The sequence below is a fragment of the Vibrio anguillarum genome (genome assembly GCF_003390515.1).
GTDB classification, from domain to species: domain Bacteria; phylum Pseudomonadota; class Gammaproteobacteria; order Enterobacterales; family Vibrionaceae; genus Vibrio; species Vibrio anguillarum.
The window spans coordinates 333,716-352,689 of the sequence record NZ_CP031479.1; the positions used below are offsets into that span (position 1 = coordinate 333,716).

Below are 18,974 nucleotides of genomic sequence, written 5' to 3' on the forward strand. Positions count from 1 at the left end.
TATCCTCTTATATAGATTACTTATTACGACGACGTACGATGTACTTGTCGGTGCGTTTGTTGCTACGAGTCTTGAAGCCCTTAGTAGGCATACCCCAAGGAGATACTGGGTGACGACCACCAGATGTGCGGCCTTCACCACCACCGTGTGGGTGGTCAACCGGGTTCATTACTACACCACGTACAGTTGGACGTACGCCGCGCCAGCGTGAAGCACCAGCTTTACCTAGTTCACGTAGCATGTGCTCAGAGTTACCAACTTCACCGATTGTTGCACGGCCTTCAGAAAGTACTTTGCGCATTTCACCAGAACGTAGGCGGATAGTTGCATAAGTACCGTCGCGAGCGACAAGTTGAGCATATGCACCAGCCGAACGAGCTAGCTGTGCACCTTTACCAGGCTTAAGTTCAACACAGTGAATAGTAGAACCCACTGGGATGTTGCGCATTGGCAGAGTGTTACCTGCTTTAATTGGCGCATCAACACCAGACTGGATTGTATCACCAGCTTGAACACCTTTAGGTGCGATAATGTAACGACGCTCGCCGTCTGCGTACAGAACTAGAGCGATATTTGCGCTACGGTTTGGATCGTATTCTAGACGCTCAACTTTCGCTGGGATGCCATCTTTAGTACGTTTGAAGTCAACCAAACGATAGTGTTGCTTATGACCACCACCGATATGACGTACTGTGATACGACCGTTGTTGTTACGACCACCATTCTTAGAGTTTTTCTCTAGAAGAGGTGCGTATGGCTTACCCTTGTGTAGGTCAGCGTTAACAACTTTAACGACGTGACGACGACCAGGGGAAGTCGGCTTACATTTAACAATAGCCATTATTCAACTACTCCTGTTATTCCGCGCCGCCAACAAAGTCAAGATCTTGACCTTCTTTCAAAGTCACATACGCTTTTTTAACGTCGCTGCGGCGACCTTGGCGTAGACCTTGACGTTTGGTCTTACCCTTAGTGATAAGAGTATTTACAGACTTAACTTCAACTTCAAATAGCTTTTCTACAGCTGCTTTGATCTCTTTCTTAGTTGCATCTTTTGCTACTTTGAAAACGATAGTGTTCGCTTTCTCAGCAGTCATAGTTGCTTTTTCAGAGATGTGCGGTGCACGTAGAACTTTTAGTAGACGCTCTTCACTGATCATGCCAGCATCTCCTCAACTTGCTTAACTGCTTCTGCAGTCATTAGAACCTTGTCAAACGCAATTAGGCTAACTGGGTCAAGACCCGCTACGTCACGTGCGTCAACTTTATATAGGTTGCGAGCAGCTAAGAATAGATTCTCGTCTACTTCGCCAGTAACGATGAGTACATCGTTAAGCTCAAGTTCTTTAAGCTTAGCTAATAGCTCTTTAGTTTTTGGTGCTTCTACTGAGAAGTTATCAACAACGATTAAACGCTCTTGACGAACTAGTTCAGAAAGAATGCTCTTCATAGCACCGCGGTACATTTTTTTGTTTACTTTTTGGCTGTGATCTTGTGGTTTCGCAGCAAAAGTAACACCACCTGTACGCCAGATTGGGCTACGAATTGTACCAGCACGTGCACGGCCAGTACCTTTTTGACGCCATGGCTTAGCGCCACCGCCAGAAACTTCTGAACGTGTCTTTTGAGCACGAGTACCTTGACGAGCACCTGCTGCATACGCAACAACTACTTGATGTACAAGGGCTTCGTTGAACTCACGTCCGAAAGTAGTTTCGGAAACAGTTAGTGCGTTAGCACCTTTAACCATCAATTCCATTACTTACTCCTAGACGTTATGCTTTAATAGCTGGTTTGACGATCACGTTAGCGCCAGTTGCACCTGGTACTGCACCTTTAATAAGAAGCAGATTGCGCTCAGCGTCAACACGTACGATCTCTAGGTTTTGAGTCGTTACACGCTCAGCACCCATGTGACCTGCCATTTTTTTGCCTTTGAACACGCGACCTGGAGTTTGACATTGGCCAATTGAACCCGGTGCACGGTGAGACAAAGAGTTACCGTGAGTCATATCTTGGGTACGGAAATTCCAGCGCTTAACAGCACCTTGGAAACCTTTACCTTTAGATGTACCAGTAACGTCTACTTTTTTAACTTCGTTGAAAAGTTCTACATTTAGCTCAGTGCCAACTTCAAACTCTTCGCCGTTTTCTAAACGGAATTCCCAAAGACCGCGACCAGCTTCTACACCTGCTTTCGCAAAGTGACCAGCTTCTGGTTTAGTTACACGGTTGGCTTTCTTAGTACCAGTAGTTACCTGGATTGCTGCATAGCCGTCAGTCTCAAGAGTTTTCACTTGAGAAATACGGTTTGCTTCAACCTCAACAACAGTTACTGGGATAGAAACGCCTTCTTCAGTAAATACGCGGGTCATACCCACTTTACGTCCGACTAGACCAATCATTCTTCTAATCTCCCTTAACCTAGGCTGATTTGTACGTCAACGCCAGCAGCTAGATCTAGGCGCATCAGTGCATCAACAGTTTTATCTGTTGGCTCAACGATGTCGATTAGACGTTTGTGAGTACGAATTTCGTACTGATCACGAGCATCTTTGTTGACGTGTGGAGAGATAAGAACAGTGAAACGCTCTTTACGAGTAGGAAGTGGAATAGGACCACGAACCTGTGCGCCGGTACGCTTAGCTGTTTCAACGATTTCCGCTGTAGAAGCATCGATTAGTTTGTAATCGAACGCTTTTAGGCGGATACGGATACGTTGGTTCTGCATGAGACAGAGCTCCAATAATTAAAAATTACACAAACAATATCGCCACTCAAACTCGTTAAAACGAGAGAATGCCGATTGATTTATGTGAAACCGTAGTGCCAAAATTAGGCACATTGTCAGTTAATTTTCGATTAACTTTAATCTATTACTAAACGCAACAGAGCTAATTGTATTAACTGCGAACATAAGCTGAGTATACGTTACTAAACTAACAGCTAGGTCAGTTTACTCCTCACTGCTCATTGGTTCACAACTGGATTTAACCAGTGCGGTGCATTATACAGATCACCATTACACATGCAAGCGCTGTGTAGAAATTAAACTTATAAACTATCTATTTCTTCTTTCACTGAGGAAGTAATAGAAGGGATAGAAAGATGAGGTGAGCACTCACGACCCTATCCTTTTATCCCTGTTGCACAATTATACAGCTTGGCGCTGTCTCACTGCTTCAAACAGACAGATCCCAGCCGCTACTGATACGTTTAGGCTAGAAACGGTGCCCGCCATCGGTATTTTAATCAGATCATCGCAGGTTTCGCGCGTTAAACGGCGCATACCATCCCCTTCAGCGCCCATAACAATCGCAAGGGGCCCTGTCAGTTTGGCTTGGTAAATGTCATGCGTCGCCTCACCGGCAGTGCCAACAAACCATACGCCTTGTTCTTGAAGGGCGCGCATGGTACGTGCAAGATTCGTCACTCGTACTAAAGGCACAGTTTCAGCAGCGCCACAAGCGACTTTGCTGACCGTTGCCGTCATTGGTGCTGACTTATCTTTTGGTACGATCACTGCAGCGACCCCGGCAGCATCGGCGTTACGTAAGCATGCGCCGAGATTATGCGGATCGGTAACACCATCCAAAACAAGTAATAGCGGTTGTTCATGCTGTGCGATGATTGCTTCTAAATCATGCTCATTAAGCTGTTTTGCTGGTTTTACACGAGCAATGATGCCCTGATGATTCGCCCCTTGAGCCTTGTCATCCAATGTTTTACGTCCCATCTCTTGAATAGAGACACCGCAATGTTGCAGTTCATTTAACAGTGGAAGCAGGCGATCATCTTGTCGCCCTTTTAGTACAAACGCTTCTATCAATCGCGCTGGATCTTTTTCAAGTACAGCGCTGACCGCGTGAATACCATAAATACATTCGTTACTCATGATTTACCCATTGATCGTTATTTACTAGCACGCGCTTTATTTGCTTTGGCCGCGGGTTTCTTTTTGCGTGCTTTTGTTGTTTTGCTTTTTTTTCGTTCAGGTTTTGAGCCTTCACTACTTTTTTCATCTGGGCGTTTAGTCGCTTCAACTAAAGGAGTTGCCTTTCCTTTACTTGACGTCACCTTCTTGCCACGTGCTTTCTCTCGTGCATCCGTTGCACGTTTCTTCGCTGTCTTGCCTTCTCCGCGCAGCTTACGGCTAGTGCCCACGATTTCAAAGTCAATTTGACGATCATCCAAGTTGACGGATAACACTTTGACTTTAACGGCGTCACCTAAGCGATAGATGTTGCCAAAACTTTCGCCGATCAATCGTTGTCCCACTGGATCAAATTGATAGTAGTCATTCGCTAGCGTTGAAATATGGACCAATCCATCAATGTGCAACTCAGTTAACCGAACGAAGAAACCGAAACCTGTCACGTTGGCTATGACTCCATCAAGCTCTTCGCCTACATGATCTTGCATGTATTCACACTTGAGCCAATCAGATACTTCGCGCGTCGCATCATCAGCACGGCGTTCTGTCATTGAACATTGCTGACCATAGAAGTCCATGTCATCAAAATAGTAGTGATAACCACCTGTGGTTGTCCAACGGTCGGTGTGATTGCCCGATTCTTTGGCAATCAAATATTTAATTGCGCGGTGCAATAGGAGATCAGGGTAGCGACGAATAGGTGAAGTAAAGTGCGCATAGCGTTTGAGCGCTAAACCAAAGTGACCACAGTTATCCGCGTTATACACAGCCTGCTTCATGGAACGCAGTAACATGGTTTGGATCAACTCTTTGTCTTGGCGCTCACCAATCTGTTTCATTAAGTTAGCGTAATCGGTTGGCGAAGGCTCTAGCCCACCCGCTAAGTTCAAACCAAGCTCGCCTAAGAAATCCCTAAAACCGGTCAAACGCTCTTCTCCCGGTGATTCATGGATACGGTACAGAGCGGGCTCTTTCGCTTTTTCCACCAGCGATGCTGAAGCAATATTAGCGAGGATCATGCACTCTTCGATTATTTTGTGCGCATCATTACGGACAACAGGTTCAATGCTGTCGATTTTACGCTCAGCATTAAAAATAAACTTAGTTTCAATCGTTTCAAATTCGATACCGCCACGCTCATCACGCGCTGCTTTTAGCACCTTATACATCGAATAGAGTTCTTCAAGATGAGGAACCACGGCTTGATAACGTTCGCGTAGCTCTTCATCCCCTTCAAGAATGGCGTGTACTTTGTTGTAAGTTAAACGGGCATGAGAGTTCATCACGGCTTCGTAATGTTTGTAACCCGAAATTTTGCCCGTTGCAGAGACTGTCATCTCGCACACCATGCATAGACGGTCGACTTGTGGATTAAGTGAACAAAGACCGTTCGACAGTACTTCCGGTAGCATAGGAACGACTTGCGATGGGAAGTAAACTGAGTTACCACGGTTGATCGCTTCTTTATCAAGAGCCGTGTCGGGGCGCACATAATAACTTACGTCAGCAATCGCAACCCAGAGACGCCAGCCACCACCTTTTTTGGCTTCGCAATACACCGCATCATCAAAGTCACGCGCGTCTTCACCATCAATAGTCACTAAAGGTAATTGACGCAAATCCACGCGCCCTTGCTTCGCCTCTTCTGGAACTTCTTCTCTCAGGTTTTCGACTTGCTTTAATACTTCTTGCGGCCACTCATGAGGGATCTGGTGAGTGCGAATCGCTATTTGTGTCTCCATACCGGGAGCCATATTTTCCCCAAGTACTTCAACAACCCTGCCTGTCATTCCTCTTGCTCTGGCACCACGATCGGTAATTTCAATCACCACCACGTTCCCCATGCGAGCTCCGCCTTTGTGCTCATTAGGGATCAAAATGTCTTGAGTGATGCGTGAATCATCGGGCACGACATAAGAGTAGCCATTTTCGAGGAAGAAACGCCCAACAAGTTGGGTTTTACGTTCTTCCAACACTCGGACCAAACGCCCTTCTTTACGGCCTCTTTTATCCGTGCCTGTCGGTTGTACCAGCACGTAGTCGCCATGAATAATGGTACGCATTTGGTGATGAGGTAGCAAAACATCGTTATCTTTGCCAACGCTGCCATCAGGACGAACCCACCCATGACCATCTTTATGTCCGATTACGTGACCTTTGATCATTTCCAGTTTTTCTGGCAATGCATAGCATTGGCGACGAGTAAATACCAATTGGCCATCTCGCTCCATCGCACGCAAACGACGGCGTAGCCCTTCGTATTGCTCTTCACCAGATAAACCCAATGCCTCAAAAAGATCATTACGATTCATCGGTACATTGGCTTCGGTTAGAAATTCGAGGATGAATTCTCGGCTTGGAATTGGATTTTCGTAATTGCTAGATTCTCGATCCGCAAAAGGATCGTTATTGATAATTTCAGACATAGGCAGACCTGCTAAAGCAAGGAGAGATAGCCAGAGTATAACTGACTCACGGCAGAAGCTACAGCAGCGTATTGATTATTATAGGCTAATGCGTTAGACGAAAAGCGCAGAAATGACTTCGCCCAACCGTGTGGGCGAAATAAGAAAAGCAATAATGAAGGCTACCAAAACGTATCTCTGCGCTTGGCTCGCGCAACCACATTTTGTGGCATTCGCTGCTCTAACCCCTGCCGGAGCATAGAGATCCGAGAATGTATTCTTTGATCGATAGTCACCGAATTATAGAGCCAGCGATAAGCATCTTCATAATCAAGCGGGCTGCCATAATCACGCAGCAAAAGCTCAGCTAGATGGATACGAGCATTAATATTGCCCATCGCAGCGGCTTCACGCAGATAGGGAATAGCTCGCTCTTTATCCTGCTGTACTAAAGTACCACGCGAATAATAACGCCCAAGCTGCTCTAACGCAGCGGGTAAACCTTGATGAGCTGCATTTTCCATATAGTACAAGCCAAGTTCGACATCTTGATCTACACAGACCCCCCACGCTAGCATATCTCCATACAAAAACTCGTAGGAAGGCAGGCTGATGCGAGTAGCACGCGCAACAATATCTTCTACCAATTGGCAGTTGTCGGCCTTGACTTGCTCTAAATGTTTATTTTGCTCAATTAACTTGATTAGTTCAGCTTCGGTGTAAATAGGGACTGGTTCACCCACTTCCGCCACGTTGGCATGACTCAAGGATGAGGTCAGCGCTAAAAACAATGAAGCTGCTACCGTTCGTAGCTTCATACCTGCACTCTTTATGTCTATCGATAGCCTTAAAATTATAGCCTCAGTTTCATCTAGGGCTGGGCTTGATAACTTTATCGACCAGTGCGGCAAACTCTTTAGACAAAATTTGCCGTTATTCGGCCATTTATTGCCACACCAAGGACAAAATATCATCAATACAGGTATAAAAAAACCGGCTCTGAAAGCCGGTTTTAAAAACGTTTATCAATCAACCATTAAACTGAAAATGGGTGAACCTTGATAATGGTTTCGTTACGATCTGGACCTGTAGAAACGATGTCAACAGGTACACCAGTCAACTCTTCAATACGTTTGATGTAATCAAGCGCCGCTTGTGGCAGGGCATCAATTGATTTAGCACCGAAGGTATTTTCAGACCAACCAGGCATAGTTTCGTAAATAGGTGTTACCGCTTCAAAAGCGTCAGCTGCCATTGGTGATACTTGAGCAATTGAGCCATCTGGCATTTGGTAACCCGTACAGATTTTTAGCTCTTCTAGACCATCAAGTACGTCAAGTTTAGTCAAGCAGAAGCCTGTGACTGAGTTAATTTGAATGGCGCGACGCATCGCTACCGCATCAAACCAACCACAACGGCGCTTACGGCCTGTTGTAGCACCAAACTCATGGCCTTTCGTGCCTAGGTGATTACCGATTTCATCATCCAATTCGGTTGGGAATGGACCTGCACCAACGCGAGTACAGTAAGCTTTCGCGATACCTAGAATATAACCTAGATGACGAGGGCCGAAACCAGAACCTGCAGCAACACCACCAGCAGTCGTGTTAGAAGACGTTACGTATGGGTATGTACCGTGGTCAATATCAAGCATAGTACCTTGCGCACCTTCGAACATGATTTTGTCGCCACGCTTACGCGCTGCATCAAGTTCATCGGTCACGTCGATCACCATCGAAGTCAGCAAATCAGCATAGCCTTGTGCTTGCTCAAGTACGGATTCGTAGCTTACTGGTTCAGCTTTGTAGAAATGCTCAAGTTGGAAGTTATGGAACTCCATCACTTCTTTTAGCTTTTCTGCAAATGAAGCCATATCGAACAAGTCACCAACGCGTAAACCACGACGAGCCACTTTGTCTTCATAAGCAGGACCGATACCACGACCTGTCGTACCAATTGCTTTTTTACCACGAGCCGTTTCACGAGCTTGGTCAAGCGCAATGTGGTAAGGAAGAATAAGTGGGCAAGCTTCAGAAATGAAAAGACGTTCGCGGACTGGAATACCACGCTCTTCTAGAGGCTTCATTTCATTGATTAGTGCGTCAGGTGAAAGCACAACACCGTTACCGATGATGCATTTCACTTTATTGCGAAGAATGCCGGATGGAATTAAATGAAGAACGGTTTTTTCACCGTCAATGACCAAAGTGTGGCCTGCATTATGGCCGCCTTGGTAGCGAACCACGTATTTTGCATCTTCAGTTAAAAGGTCTACGATTTTACCTTTGCCTTCGTCACCCCATTGGGTGCCTAGAACGACTACGTTATTTCCCATCTTTCCAAGTCTGATTGCTAGTTAAAAAAGGATTCTAGCACCGAATCCTTTTCCTTGCAGTCCTTTTTTAAACACGAAAATGTCATAAAAATATAACTTAATAAATGATTCAGTTATTAGGCACGTAAGTTACTCATCCGAATATATTTTTACGATTAGCTCTCCTTGACGATCAACACATGCACGGTACATACCGGAACTGTTCATTGCAAAATGAATGTCGCCTTGCGCATCAATGGCGATCAATCCACCCTCACCACCGAGCGTTTTAAGTTCACCCTGAATAATGGTTTCACATGCGGTATGAACATCTTCTTTTAAATAACGCATGCGAGCGGCAACGTCACTGGCAACCATTTTACGAATGAAATATTCCCCCATGCCCGTTGTCGATACCGCCACATTACCATTTTCAGCCACCGTTCCTGCACCTATGATGGGAGAATCGCCGACGCGACCAAATTTTTTATTCGTGATGCCACCGGTACTAGTAGCAGACGCAAGGTTGCCTTGTTTATCCAATGCAACTGCGCCAACAGTGCCAAATTTCTTGTCATCTGGGAATTTTGATTCCGACAAAGCAAATTGATTGTTGCTTTTCATCGCTAGCAACTGTTCATAACGACGCTCAGTAAAAAAGTAATCTTGTTCTGTATATTGATGCCCTTGAGTAAAAGCAAACGCTTCTGCGCCCTCACCAATCAACAACACATGATCACTGTGCTTCATTACATCACGCGCGAGCTGCACCGGATTTTTAATGTGCCGAACTCCAGCGACCGCGCCTGCGTCCATCATTTTGCCATGCATGACAGAGGCGTCCATCTCCACCATCTCTTGATGCGTTAACACCGAACCTTTTCCTGCGTTAAACAACGGAGAGTCCTCAAGTATTTTCACAGCCTCAACCACCGCATCCAGTGCATCACCACCTTGTGCCAGTACTTGATGCCCCGCTCGGACAGCACTTTCTAGCGTGTTCAAAATATCGCGCTTTAATGATTCGCTCATTTGTTGACGAATGATGGTTCCAGCGCCGCCATGAATTGCTATAGCAAAAGGTTGTGACATGAGAATTCCTTAACTTAATAAATTGAGAGGCAATACACTTCTGTTCTACACATTAACTATACCCAAATAACTTGAAGTTGCAGGTAGGCGGCAAGTGAGTACTGTAATAATTAACAAGCAACAAAAAAGCGCTAATCGCATGACGATTAACGCTTTCCATTTCATTGTATCAGTCGGTTATTACTGCCTACTTTGGCACTACCAACCAAAAAATGATTAATGTGAACCGCAGCTGCCGCCACCGCAACAACCTTCTTTTTTCTCACCATGGTCATGGCCTTCACCACCACAGCAACCACCTTCATGATCATGATCGTGGTCGTGGCCATGTCCACAGCCACCAGCTTGGTGAATGTGACCATGTTGGATCTCTTCTTCAGTTGCAGCGCGAATCGCAACGACTTCTACATCAAACGTTAATGTTTGGCCAGCCAACATGTGGTTACCATCAACTACCACTTCGTCACCATCCACTTCCGTGATTTCAACTGGAATTTGGCCTTGGTCAGTATCCGCTAGAAAACGCATACCCACTTCAATTTCATCAACGCCTTGGAAAACTTCAGCAGGTACACGTTGTACAAGCTCATCGTTGTATTCACCGTACGCTTCTTCAGGAGCGATAGTTGCTGTGAACTTATCGCCCACAACTTTTCCTTCTAACTCATTTTCAAGGCCAGTGATTAGATTGTTGTGACCGTGAAGGTAATCTAGTGGTGCATCAACTGTTGATTGGTCTACGACTGCACCATCTTCCAATACTAATTGGTAGGCTAGGCTTACAACCACGTTCTTTTCAATTTTCATAACAACTCCAAGGAGGTTTGTTCCTAGGTTGTCATCTTCAAACCTAAGAAATCGATCGGTATGAGGCGTATTATGAAGATCTATTCCAGAAACTCAATTATTCTGGTTTAAAAATCCCGATCATCTCTTGCCGAGCATGTTCACTTTTTTCTACAGATTTGGGCTTTCGCTGTTCATGGTAGTCGCACTCGACACACTCAACGAGCTCTATGTTGTTTTCAACCCACCAGCGCAGAGTATCTTGTGACTGACAACTTGGGCACTTTGCACCGGCAATAAAGCGTTTTTTCTGTTTCACGTTACATCCTACAACTGAATATTGATTGGCGTTATTTTTCCCAATAATGACGAGATTGGCGATCATTATCCATTTCACGCCCAAATATTTCTTCCAGCTCTTTACGTGCCTCTTTGGCGCGCAGTGCGAGTTGTTTGTCTTGGTTATGTTGCGGTAGCAGCTCTTTGAGCATCGCATTATCGAGTTTTCTAAAATGTGCTTCGGCGCGCTTGGCTTGGTAAGGGTGCATGCCCAATTCGACCAGTACTTGTCGGCCGAGGTCCAAAGCGCCTAAGAAAGTTTCCCGCGAGTATTTATCGACCCCATGGCTGAGTAACTGATACGCCTCTACCCGGCTACGAGCGCGAGCTAAGATCTTTAACTGCGGGAAATGGTGCTGACAAAGCTCGACAATTTTCATCACTTCATCGGGCGCATCAGTACAGATGACAATCGCCTCAGCTTCTTCTGCACCCGCGGCGCGCAACAGTTCAAGTTGAGTCGCATCACCATAAAAAACGTTATAACCGTACTCTCTCAATAATTTAATTTGACTGGCATCGCTTTCTAATACGGTAATTTTAATCTTATTGGCGTACATCAAACGCCCTACAATTTGCCCAAAACGGCCAAAACCCGCAATGATAATTTGCGGCTGTTTATTGACGACATCGGAATGCATCTCATCGTCACTGCTGAGGTTCAATTTTCGCGCAAACCATTTGTCCTGAATCGTCAGTAATAAAGGTGTGGTGACCATCGACAAGCTGACCACAACGAGCAAAAAGGCCACTTGATCCGGTGATAGCACACCCTGTGCGCTTGCCGCAGTGAAAATCACGAACGCGAACTCGCCGCCTTGGCTGAGGATCGCCGCCATTTTGCTGCGTGCTTTAGAACGCGTACCCGATAAACGTGCGAGGAGATAAAGGATTCCTCCTTTCAGCACCACTAGACCTAATACAGCCGCCAACACTTGCAGCGGCGCTTGCGCCAATAAGCCCAAATTAACCGCCATTCCAACGGCAATAAAAAATAGCCCGAGCAATAACCCTTTAAACGGTTCAATCGCGATCTCAAGTTCATGGCGAAATTCACTTTCTGCCAGCAACACACCAGCAAGGAAAGTACCGAGCGCCATTGACAAGCCAAGCTGCTGCATTAACAGTGCAATCCCAATCACCAACAATAAGGCGGCAACGGTAAAAAGTTCACGCACACCACTGGTCACAATATAACGAAACAGCGGGCTCAATAGAAAATGCCCCCCGACCAGCAAAGCGGTAATGCCACCCAACATCCAAGTCACATCTAACCAGCTTCCACCGGCGTTGCCTGCCAGTAAAGGCAAAAAGGCCAACATTGGGATGACAGCGATATCTTGAAAAAGCAGTACCGCAAAACCAGACTGGCCAGCTTCACTGCGTGTTAGCCCTTGCTCTTCAATTACGCGTAATGCGATTGCTGTCGAAGAGAGCGCAAGGCCCATACCAATCACTAAACTACTCTGCCAGTTAACGCCTAATAGATAAGCAATACTGGCAATGACTAAGGTACTTACCACCACCTGCGCGCCACCCAAACCAAGGATCGGCCCACGCATCTGCCACAATTTTTTGGGGTTTAATTCCAGCCCAATCAGAAACAACAGCAGCACCACGCCAAATTCAGCAAAGTGTAATATGGCTTGCACATCACTGATTAAACCCAGCCCCCAAGGGCCTATGGCTACACCCGCTAACAAATAGCCGAGCACCGAACCCAACCCTGCACGCTGAGCAATCGGTACGGCCACCACAGCCGCGGTTAAAAACACCACGCTGCTTTGTAAAAAATCACCGCTTAACGCCATCAAGCTCTCCTTGTGTGGCCAGTGGGTGTTGCAACCAGTGTCGATAATGCTCAGCGTGTTGATAGCGCTCCATATCACTCACATTACGTGACCAGTAGAGGACTAACGGTTCCATCCAGTTCATACAACACAGAGCCGCGGTTAATTCAAATGGTTGGAGAATTTGATCCAGTGGGTATTTGTTGTAGCCCCGCTCATCAAACGCTTCTTTTTTTCCGCCCGTGGTGATGACGCTACGCCAGTATTTACCATGCAACGCCGTCTGTCCGCCGAAGGCAAACCCTTTGGCAAGCACGCGATCAAACCACTCTTTGAGTAGCGCTGGGCAGGAATACATATAAAGAGGGTGTTGAAACACAATCACATCATGCTCAAGTAGTTTTTGCTGCTCTGCGTGCACATCGATAAAAAAATCGGGATAGGTTGCATACAAGTCATGCACAGTGACGTGAGAAAGTGACGCAATATTGTGCAGCATAGTTTGATTGGCGATGGAGTTTAATGGCTCAGGATGCGCATAAATCACCAATATTTTAGGTGTAATTTGGTCAGGCATGACGGTGGTGGACATTTTTGTCTGCGCTCCCAATAGTTATCAATATGTTATTAAGCATAATAACGCAATTTGCATAATGATCGACATTTATCCTTATTGCCCCTACTATTCCACGCGATAACGTCTCGATATGAAAAATAGATTTTTATGATTACCTTCTCTGATATTCAATTACTGCGCGGCGGTAAACCGCTCCTTGAAAAGGCCTCTGCAACTATCCAGCCGGGCGATAAAGTTGGCCTAGTAGGCAAAAATGGCTGTGGCAAATCAACGCTCTTTGCCCTACTCAAAGATGAGCTATCTATTGACGCTGGCTCCTTCAGTAAACCAGCTCACTGGGAACTGGCTTGGGTTGCCCAAGAAACTCCGGCTCTTGATCGCGATGCGATTGAATATGTCATCGATGGCGATCGTGAATATCGTGAATTAGAACGACGCCTCAGCGTTGCTGAAGAGGCAGACCAAGGAACCTTGGTTGCAGAGCTGCATGGAAAGATTGAAACCATCGGCGGATACAGTATTCGCGCCCGTGCTTCTGAACTGCTTGATGGTTTGGGGTTTAGCCAAGAACAGATGGGATGGAGTTTAACGCAATTTTCGGGTGGTTGGCGGATGCGCTTAAACTTAGCGCAAGCGCTGTTGTGCCGCTCGGATTTACTGCTGCTTGATGAACCAACCAACCACTTGGATTTGGACGCCGTCATGTGGCTTGAACGTTGGTTACAAAACTATCCCGGCACCTTGATCTTGATTTCCCATGACCGCGATTTTCTTGATCCGATCGTCGGACGCATCATCCATATCGAAAATCAAACCATGAATGAATACACCGGAAACTACTCATCGTTTGAAAATCAACGAGCGCAAAAACTGATCTTGCAGCAAGCCATGTACCAGAAGCAGCAAAAGCAGATGGTGCACATGCAAAGCTACATCGACCGTTTCCGCTACAAGGCCTCCAAAGCTCGCCAAGCACAAAGTCGTATCAAAGCGTTGGAACGAATGGAAAAAGTGCTGCCAGCTCAATTTGATAACCCATTTAATTTCGAATTTCGAGAGCCTTCAGCACTGCCTAACCCAATCATGATGATGGACGAAGTCTACGCCGGGTATGGTGAACGTTTAATTTTAGAAAAAATTCGCCTCAACCTTGTACCGGGAAGCCGTATTGGATTACTCGGGCGTAACGGTGCGGGTAAATCAACATTAATTAAATTGCTCTCCGGTGAGTTAAAACCGCAAGGCGGCGATCTCACTTATTCGCAAGGTGTAAAAATTGGTTACTTTGCCCAGCATCAGTTAGAAACACTGCATCCAGAAGAGACCCCTCTGCAGCACATGATGCAAATCGCCCCAGATAAAAACGAACTTGAGCTGCGTAATTATCTGGGTAGTTTTGGTTTCCAAGGCGACAAAGCGCTAGAGAAAATCGCTCCGTTTTCCGGGGGTGAAAAGGCTCGCTTAGTGCTTGCGCTAATTGTGTGGCAAAAACCGAACTTGCTGCTGCTTGATGAACCCACCAACCACTTAGACTTGGATATGCGTCAAGCCCTAACGTTTGCCCTGCAAACCTTTGAAGGTGCGATGGTCATCGTCAGCCATGATCGCTATCTACTGCGCGCAACCACCGATGACTTGTACTTGGTGCACGATCGTCAAGTCGCGCCTTTCGATGGGGATTTGACCGACTACTACAAGTGGCTGACAGAACAACAGAAAGCGGAACGTAGAGAAGTTCAATCTCAGCAACCTGCCAAAGACAGCAGCAACAGTGCCGCAGCCAAAAAAGATCAAAAGCGCCGAGAAGCGGAATTTCGCATCCAAACCGCACCAATTCGCAAAAAACTGACACAACTCGAAGCGAAAATGGACACATTGAACGCGGCACTGGCGCAAACTGAAGAGCAATTGTCTGATACTTCGCTGTATGAAGCCGAAAACAAAGCTAAACTTACCGAAGTGATTGCGCTTCAAGCTCGCAGTAAATCGGCACTTGAAGCGATCGAAATGGAATGGATGTCGGAACAAGAGACACTCGAACAACTAGAGCAGGAATTCAGTCGCTAAGATGAGCCAAGAGCACGTACGATTATCACTGACCTTAGAACGCTTATGGCAATTCAGTTTGCAATACTACAGCGTGCGAGAAGTGAAAGAGGCGTGCTTAAGTTTACAAAATAACTTCCACGGCAACGTCAACTTATTGCTGCTACTCAAATGGCTTGATGAGCAACAAGTGACGGTTGCCGATGCTGACTGGCAAAATGTCACTCAATGTATCGGCCGTTCAGAAGCGCTGCTGCACAGTTACCGAGAGTTAAGACGACGTTTGAAAAGCATGGTGCCAGATACGCTGTACCGCGAGGCGCTGCAATTTGAGCTGCAGCTTGAAAAGCAGCAGCAAGCTGACCTCGTGGAATGTATCAACGCATTGGCATTGCAGAATAACCATGGTGAACAATTAACGCTGCGTTACTGTCGCCAGCTTGGCTGTGAGCATTTGCATCTCGCTTTTAAAACCCCGGCGCCTCATTCTCAAAAACCGTAACTACATCAATTGCTCGCTCGGTGTATACTGGTCGCAATTCATAAAAATAATACGCTATGGTTATGACTTCATTTATCGCTGCTACTGGACTAACAAATCCACACCTTCAGACTCTGCTTCCTCGTTTGTTGCGCAAACGCGCACGTTTTGAGCCGCTGTGGCAAACGCTGTTTACACCTGATGGTGATTTTTTAGACCTTGCTTGGAGTGATGATTGGCGCTCAGAGCGAGTACAAAATAAACCCCTATTTATCTTGTTTCATGGCTTAGAAGGCAGTTTTCATAGCCCGTATGCCAATGGCTTAATGTACGCCTTCGCACAGCAGGGATGGTTATCGGTCATGATGCATTTTCGCGGCTGTAGCGGCAAACCGAACCATCTGGCACGTGCTTACCATTCTGGTGAAGTTGAAGATGCACGCTTTGTGCTCGAATACATACGCAAGCAATGCCCAAATCGACCTATCGTGGCGGTGGGCATTTCTCTTGGCGGCAATATGTTGGTTAATTACTTAGCGCAATATAATCACGACCCGATCGTTAGCGCGGCAACCGTTGTCTCCGCTCCACTCGATCTGGCAGCGTGTTCCACACGCATTGAACAGGGATTTTCAAAGGTTTATCGCGCTTACTTACTGACATCATTGAAAAAAAATGCACTAAAGAAACAGCATCTTTTACATAATGAGTTAGGTATTTCTAACCATCAAATTAAACACATCAAAAAACTTTACGAATTTGACGATCTCATCACCGCACCCTTGCATGGTTTTCAAGATGCGCAGGATTACTACCAGCAGTGCTCAGGCCTTTCAAAGCTGACACAAATTCGCGTGCCGCTACAAATCATTCAAGCGCAAGATGATCCCTTTATGACGGATGCCGTGATCCCCAAATTTTCTTTACCAGAGAATATCCATTACCGCTTATTTACCCAAGGTGGCCATGTCGGTTTTCTCAGCGGTAGCGCGCTTAAGCCTAAATTTTGGCTCGAAGAAGCACTTCCAACCTATTACGAAAACCTGCGTCACGGCAACCCTATTGACCATCAATGCAACGCATGATTAATCACATATCGCTTTAAATCGATACCCTTTTCTCCATGACAGTTTAAGAGGTCGTCATGCTTATTCCTTGGCAGCACATTGCGCCTGAAACACTGGATAATTTGATTGAAACGTTTGTATTACGCGAAGGTACTGATTACGGAGAGCAGGAAGTACCATTGCAGCAAAAAATCGAGCAAATAAAGAAACAGCTCGCAACAGGGGAAGCGATCATCGTCTATTCTGAGTTGCATGAAAGTGTGGATATTCAATTGCGTAAATAATTTCAGCTCAAAACAATCTACTCTTTTCGTGCTATATTGCAGCCATCGATAACAAGTACGTTACATACAGACAGGGTTTGTCATGTCAGCAAAACATCCAATTATCGCTGTCACCGGCTCGTCCGGTGCCGGTACAACTACGACCTCAGAAGCCTTTCGCAAAATGTTCAATATGATGAACATTAAACCAGCATGGGTTGAAGGGGATAGCTTCCATCGCTTTACACGGCCAGAAATGGATGTGGAAATTCGTAAAGCGCGCGAACAAGGGAAGCACATCAGTTACTTTGGTCCACAAGCCAATGATTTTCCTGCATTGGAAGAATTTTTCCGCCAATATGGGAAATTAGGCACAGGCCAAGTTCGCCGCTATCTACACTCTTTTGACGAAGCTGTGCCCTACAATCAAATGCCCGGCACCTTTACTCCTTGGCAAGATTTACCGGAAAACTCGGATGTGATGTTTTACGAAGGTCTTCATGGCGGTGTAGTCGATGGTGATGTAAACGTCGCGCAGCATGTCGATTTTTTGATAGGCATGGTGCCAATCGTTAACCTTGAGTGGATACAAAAGTACGTGCGTGATACTCGTGATCGAGGCCATTCACGTGAAGCGGTGATGGATTCCATCGTCCGTTCGATGGATGATTACCTCAATTACATCACCCCCCAATTCTCACGAACTCACATCAACTTCCAACGGGTACCGACGGTTGATACTTCAAACCCACTTAACGCCAAGGGCATCCCTAGTTTGGATGAAAGCTTCGTCGTGATCCGCCTGCGCGGCATAAAGAATGTTGATTTCCCCTATCTGCTCGCCATGATTGATGGCTCTTTTATGTCGCGCCACAACACCATTGTGGTACCGGGTGGCAAGATGAGTTTTGCGATGGAATTGATCGTCAGACCGATCCTGCAGCAATTGATTGAAACAGGTAAAATTGGCTAAGTGATCGGACAAGTTGACGGTTACTTTTCATACCGTGATCATGTGCACAGTTTTGCGTAAAAAATCATGCCACTGACACGATTAAAATCAAGAAATCGTTTCTGAAAAAGGATACTATCCTTAACCGAAACACAAGTTAGCTTGCAGCATTTGGAAAGTGCTCTTATCCTAGTAAGCTTATTTTAGGCTTAGCTACAATATGGAAAGCGGCAAGCGTACCCTGCAGAGGAAGTGAGATATTATGGTTCTAGGTAAACCTCAAACCGATCCAACACTAGAGTGGTTTCTTTCACACTGTCATATTCATAAATACCCATCGAAAAGCACGTTGATTCATGCGGGCGAAAAAGCAGAGACGCTGTACTACATCGTCAAAGGCTCGGTAGCGGTATTGATTAAAGACGAAGAAGGTAAAGAGATGATCCTCTCTTACCTAAACCAAGGTGACTTTATCGGTGAACTTGGTCTATTCGAAGAAGACCAAGAGCGTACTGCTTGGGTTCGTGCAAAATCTCCTTGTGAAGTTGCGGAAATTTCATTTAAGAAATTCCGTCAGCTTATCCAAGTGAACCCAGACATCTTAATGCGTCTGTCTGCACAAATTTCTCGACGTCTACAAGTCACCAGTCAAAAAGTGGGTGATTTAGCCTTCCTAGACGTGACGGGTCGTATTGCACAAACGCTACTCAACCTAGCGAAACAACCTGATGCAATGACGCACCCAGATGGCATGCAAATCAAAATCACCCGTCAAGAGATCGGCCAAATTGTAGGCTGTTCTCGTGAAACTGTGGGACGTATTTTGAAGATGCTCGAAGAGCAGAATTTAATTTCTGCCCACGGTAAAACTATCGTGGTGTACGGAACTCGTTAATCTCAATCAAAATGATTGAGATTGAATGCATAA

The 18,974-nt window shown here is 45.9% G+C and carries 20 protein-coding genes; 6 read left to right on the plus strand and 14 right to left on the minus strand.

The features are described 5' to 3' along the window. Positions 1–16: 16 nt before the first annotated feature. The 14 genes from rplB to kefG all read right to left on the minus strand — a co-directional run bounded on the left by rplB (position 17) and on the right by kefG (position 13,252). A complete protein-coding gene (rplB, locus tag DD616_RS05665; RefSeq protein WP_013855922.1) occupies positions 17–841 on the minus strand; it encodes a 50S ribosomal protein L2 in 825 nt (274 codons plus the stop codon). 16 nt (positions 842–857) lie between these two features. Further along, positions 858–1,160 (minus strand): 50S ribosomal protein L23, encoded by a 303-nt coding sequence (gene rplW, locus DD616_RS05670; protein WP_010318760.1) that lies wholly within the window; start codon positions 1,158–1,160, stop codon positions 858–860. Further along, on the minus strand, positions 1,157–1,759 hold the full coding sequence (rplD, locus tag DD616_RS05675) for a 50S ribosomal protein L4 (protein ID WP_010318759.1): 603 nt from the start codon (positions 1,757–1,759) through the stop codon (positions 1,157–1,159). Before rplD ends, rplW begins: the two co-directional genes overlap by 4 nt. Positions 1,760–1,775: 16 nt before the next feature. Beyond that, complete coding sequence (gene rplC, locus DD616_RS05680) at positions 1,776–2,405, minus strand: 50S ribosomal protein L3 (protein WP_013855921.1); 630 nt, start codon at positions 2,403–2,405, stop codon at positions 1,776–1,778. A 14-nt stretch (positions 2,406–2,419) separates the two neighbouring features. After that, on the minus strand, positions 2,420–2,731 hold the full coding sequence (rpsJ, locus tag DD616_RS05685; RefSeq protein ID WP_001181007.1) for a 30S ribosomal protein S10: 312 nt from the start codon (positions 2,729–2,731) through the stop codon (positions 2,420–2,422). Between the two features lie 423 nt (positions 2,732–3,154). Continuing rightward, complete coding sequence (rlmB, locus tag DD616_RS05690; protein WP_208872048.1) at positions 3,155–3,895, minus strand: 23S rRNA (guanosine(2251)-2'-O)-methyltransferase RlmB; 741 nt, start codon at positions 3,893–3,895, stop codon at positions 3,155–3,157. 17 nt (positions 3,896–3,912) lie between these two features. After that, complete coding sequence (rnr, locus tag DD616_RS05695; protein ID WP_013855918.1) at positions 3,913–6,360, minus strand: ribonuclease R; 2,448 nt, start codon at positions 6,358–6,360, stop codon at positions 3,913–3,915. Between the two features lie 161 nt (positions 6,361–6,521). After that, the gene (gene motX / locus DD616_RS05700; RefSeq protein ID WP_013855917.1) at positions 6,522–7,157 is read right to left on the minus strand and encodes a flagellar protein MotX; all 636 of its coding nucleotides are present in this window, start codon (positions 7,155–7,157) and stop codon (positions 6,522–6,524) included. A gap of 218 nt (positions 7,158–7,375) precedes the next feature. Further along, positions 7,376–8,674 (minus strand): adenylosuccinate synthase, encoded by a 1,299-nt coding sequence (locus tag DD616_RS05705; protein WP_013855915.1) that lies wholly within the window; start codon positions 8,672–8,674, stop codon positions 7,376–7,378. Positions 8,675–8,803: 129 nt separating this feature from the next. Continuing rightward, entirely contained in the window at positions 8,804–9,745 is a 942-nt protein-coding gene (locus DD616_RS05710) for an isoaspartyl peptidase/L-asparaginase family protein (protein WP_013855914.1), read from the minus strand. 216 nt (positions 9,746–9,961) lie between these two features. Continuing rightward, positions 9,962–10,552: a peptidylprolyl isomerase gene (gene slyD, locus DD616_RS05715; protein ID WP_088732892.1), complete on the minus strand. Its 591-nt coding sequence runs from the start codon at positions 10,550–10,552 to the stop codon at positions 9,962–9,964. A 97-nt stretch (positions 10,553–10,649) separates the two neighbouring features. Continuing rightward, on the minus strand, positions 10,650–10,850 hold the full coding sequence (locus DD616_RS05720) for a YheV family putative zinc ribbon protein (protein WP_010318749.1): 201 nt from the start codon (positions 10,848–10,850) through the stop codon (positions 10,650–10,652). Positions 10,851–10,881: 31 nt separating this feature from the next. Continuing rightward, positions 10,882–12,681, minus strand: coding sequence for a glutathione-regulated potassium-efflux system protein KefB (gene kefB / locus DD616_RS05725; RefSeq protein WP_017046742.1), 1,800 nt, complete (start codon positions 12,679–12,681; stop codon positions 10,882–10,884). Beyond that, positions 12,665–13,252 (minus strand): glutathione-regulated potassium-efflux system ancillary protein KefG, encoded by a 588-nt coding sequence (kefG, locus tag DD616_RS05730; protein WP_174223808.1) that lies wholly within the window; start codon positions 13,250–13,252, stop codon positions 12,665–12,667. The genes kefB and kefG overlap by 17 nt, the downstream gene beginning before the upstream one ends. 132 nt (positions 13,253–13,384) lie before the next feature. On the opposite strand from kefG, the gene DD616_RS05735 reads away from it, so the two are divergent. The 6 genes from DD616_RS05735 to crp all read left to right on the plus strand — a co-directional run bounded on the left by DD616_RS05735 (position 13,385) and on the right by crp (position 18,941). After that, positions 13,385–15,304: an ABC transporter ATP-binding protein gene (locus tag DD616_RS05735; protein ID WP_081245136.1), complete on the plus strand. Its 1,920-nt coding sequence runs from the start codon at positions 13,385–13,387 to the stop codon at positions 15,302–15,304. Position 15,305: 1 nt separating this feature from the next. After that, positions 15,306–15,785, plus strand: coding sequence for a TIGR02444 family protein (locus tag DD616_RS05740; RefSeq protein WP_010318745.1), 480 nt, complete (start codon positions 15,306–15,308; stop codon positions 15,783–15,785). Positions 15,786–15,841: 56 nt separating this feature from the next. Then, positions 15,842–16,849 carry a hydrolase gene (locus DD616_RS05745; RefSeq protein WP_013855907.1) on the plus strand — a complete coding sequence of 336 codons (1,008 nt, stop codon included), beginning with the start codon at positions 15,842–15,844 and terminating at the stop codon, positions 16,847–16,849. A gap of 59 nt (positions 16,850–16,908) precedes the next feature. Further along, the gene (locus tag DD616_RS05750; protein WP_010318743.1) at positions 16,909–17,115 is read left to right on the plus strand and encodes a YheU family protein; all 207 of its coding nucleotides are present in this window, start codon (positions 16,909–16,911) and stop codon (positions 17,113–17,115) included. Between the two features lie 82 nt (positions 17,116–17,197). Then, a complete protein-coding gene (locus DD616_RS05755; RefSeq protein WP_010318742.1) occupies positions 17,198–18,067 on the plus strand; it encodes a phosphoribulokinase in 870 nt (289 codons plus the stop codon). Between the two features lie 241 nt (positions 18,068–18,308). Then, entirely contained in the window at positions 18,309–18,941 is a 633-nt protein-coding gene (gene crp, locus DD616_RS05760) for a cAMP-activated global transcriptional regulator CRP (protein WP_010318741.1), read from the plus strand. The last annotated feature ends 33 nt before the right edge of the window (positions 18,942–18,974 follow it).

Coding starts and splice junctions, on each gene's coding strand:
- rplB (WP_013855922.1), bottom strand. CDS start 841: ATGGCTATTGTTAAATGTAAGCCGACTTCCCCTGGTCGTCGTCACGTC.
- rplW (WP_010318760.1), bottom strand. CDS start 1,160: ATGATCAGTGAAGAGCGTCTACTAAAAGTTCTACGTGCACCGCACATC.
- rplD (WP_010318759.1), bottom strand. CDS start 1,759: ATGGAATTGATGGTTAAAGGTGCTAACGCACTAACTGTTTCCGAAACT.
- rplC (WP_013855921.1), bottom strand. CDS start 2,405: ATGATTGGTCTAGTCGGACGTAAAGTGGGTATGACCCGCGTATTTACT.
- rpsJ (WP_001181007.1), bottom strand. CDS start 2,731: ATGCAGAACCAACGTATCCGTATCCGCCTAAAAGCGTTCGATTACAAA.
- rlmB (WP_208872048.1), bottom strand. CDS start 3,895: ATGAGTAACGAATGTATTTATGGTATTCACGCGGTCAGCGCTGTACTT.
- rnr (WP_013855918.1), bottom strand. CDS start 6,360: ATGTCTGAAATTATCAATAACGATCCTTTTGCGGATCGAGAATCTAGC.
- motX (WP_013855917.1), bottom strand. CDS start 7,157: ATGAAGCTACGAACGGTAGCAGCTTCATTGTTTTTAGCGCTGACCTCA.
- DD616_RS05705 (WP_013855915.1), bottom strand. CDS start 8,674: ATGGGAAATAACGTAGTCGTTCTAGGCACCCAATGGGGTGACGAAGGC.
- DD616_RS05710 (WP_013855914.1), bottom strand. CDS start 9,745: ATGTCACAACCTTTTGCTATAGCAATTCATGGCGGCGCTGGAACCATC.
- slyD (WP_088732892.1), bottom strand. CDS start 10,552: ATGAAAATTGAAAAGAACGTGGTTGTAAGCCTAGCCTACCAATTAGTA.
- kefB (WP_017046742.1), bottom strand. CDS start 12,681: ATGGCGTTAAGCGGTGATTTTTTACAAAGCAGCGTGGTGTTTTTAACC.
- kefG (WP_174223808.1), bottom strand. CDS start 13,252: ATGTCCACCACCGTCATGCCTGACCAAATTACACCTAAAATATTGGTG.
- DD616_RS05735 (WP_081245136.1), top strand. CDS start 13,385: ATGATTACCTTCTCTGATATTCAATTACTGCGCGGCGGTAAACCGCTC.
- DD616_RS05740 (WP_010318745.1), top strand. CDS start 15,306: ATGAGCCAAGAGCACGTACGATTATCACTGACCTTAGAACGCTTATGG.
- DD616_RS05745 (WP_013855907.1), top strand. CDS start 15,842: ATGGTTATGACTTCATTTATCGCTGCTACTGGACTAACAAATCCACAC.
- DD616_RS05750 (WP_010318743.1), top strand. CDS start 16,909: ATGCTTATTCCTTGGCAGCACATTGCGCCTGAAACACTGGATAATTTG.
- DD616_RS05755 (WP_010318742.1), top strand. CDS start 17,198: ATGTCAGCAAAACATCCAATTATCGCTGTCACCGGCTCGTCCGGTGCC.
- crp (WP_010318741.1), top strand. CDS start 18,309: ATGGTTCTAGGTAAACCTCAAACCGATCCAACACTAGAGTGGTTTCTT.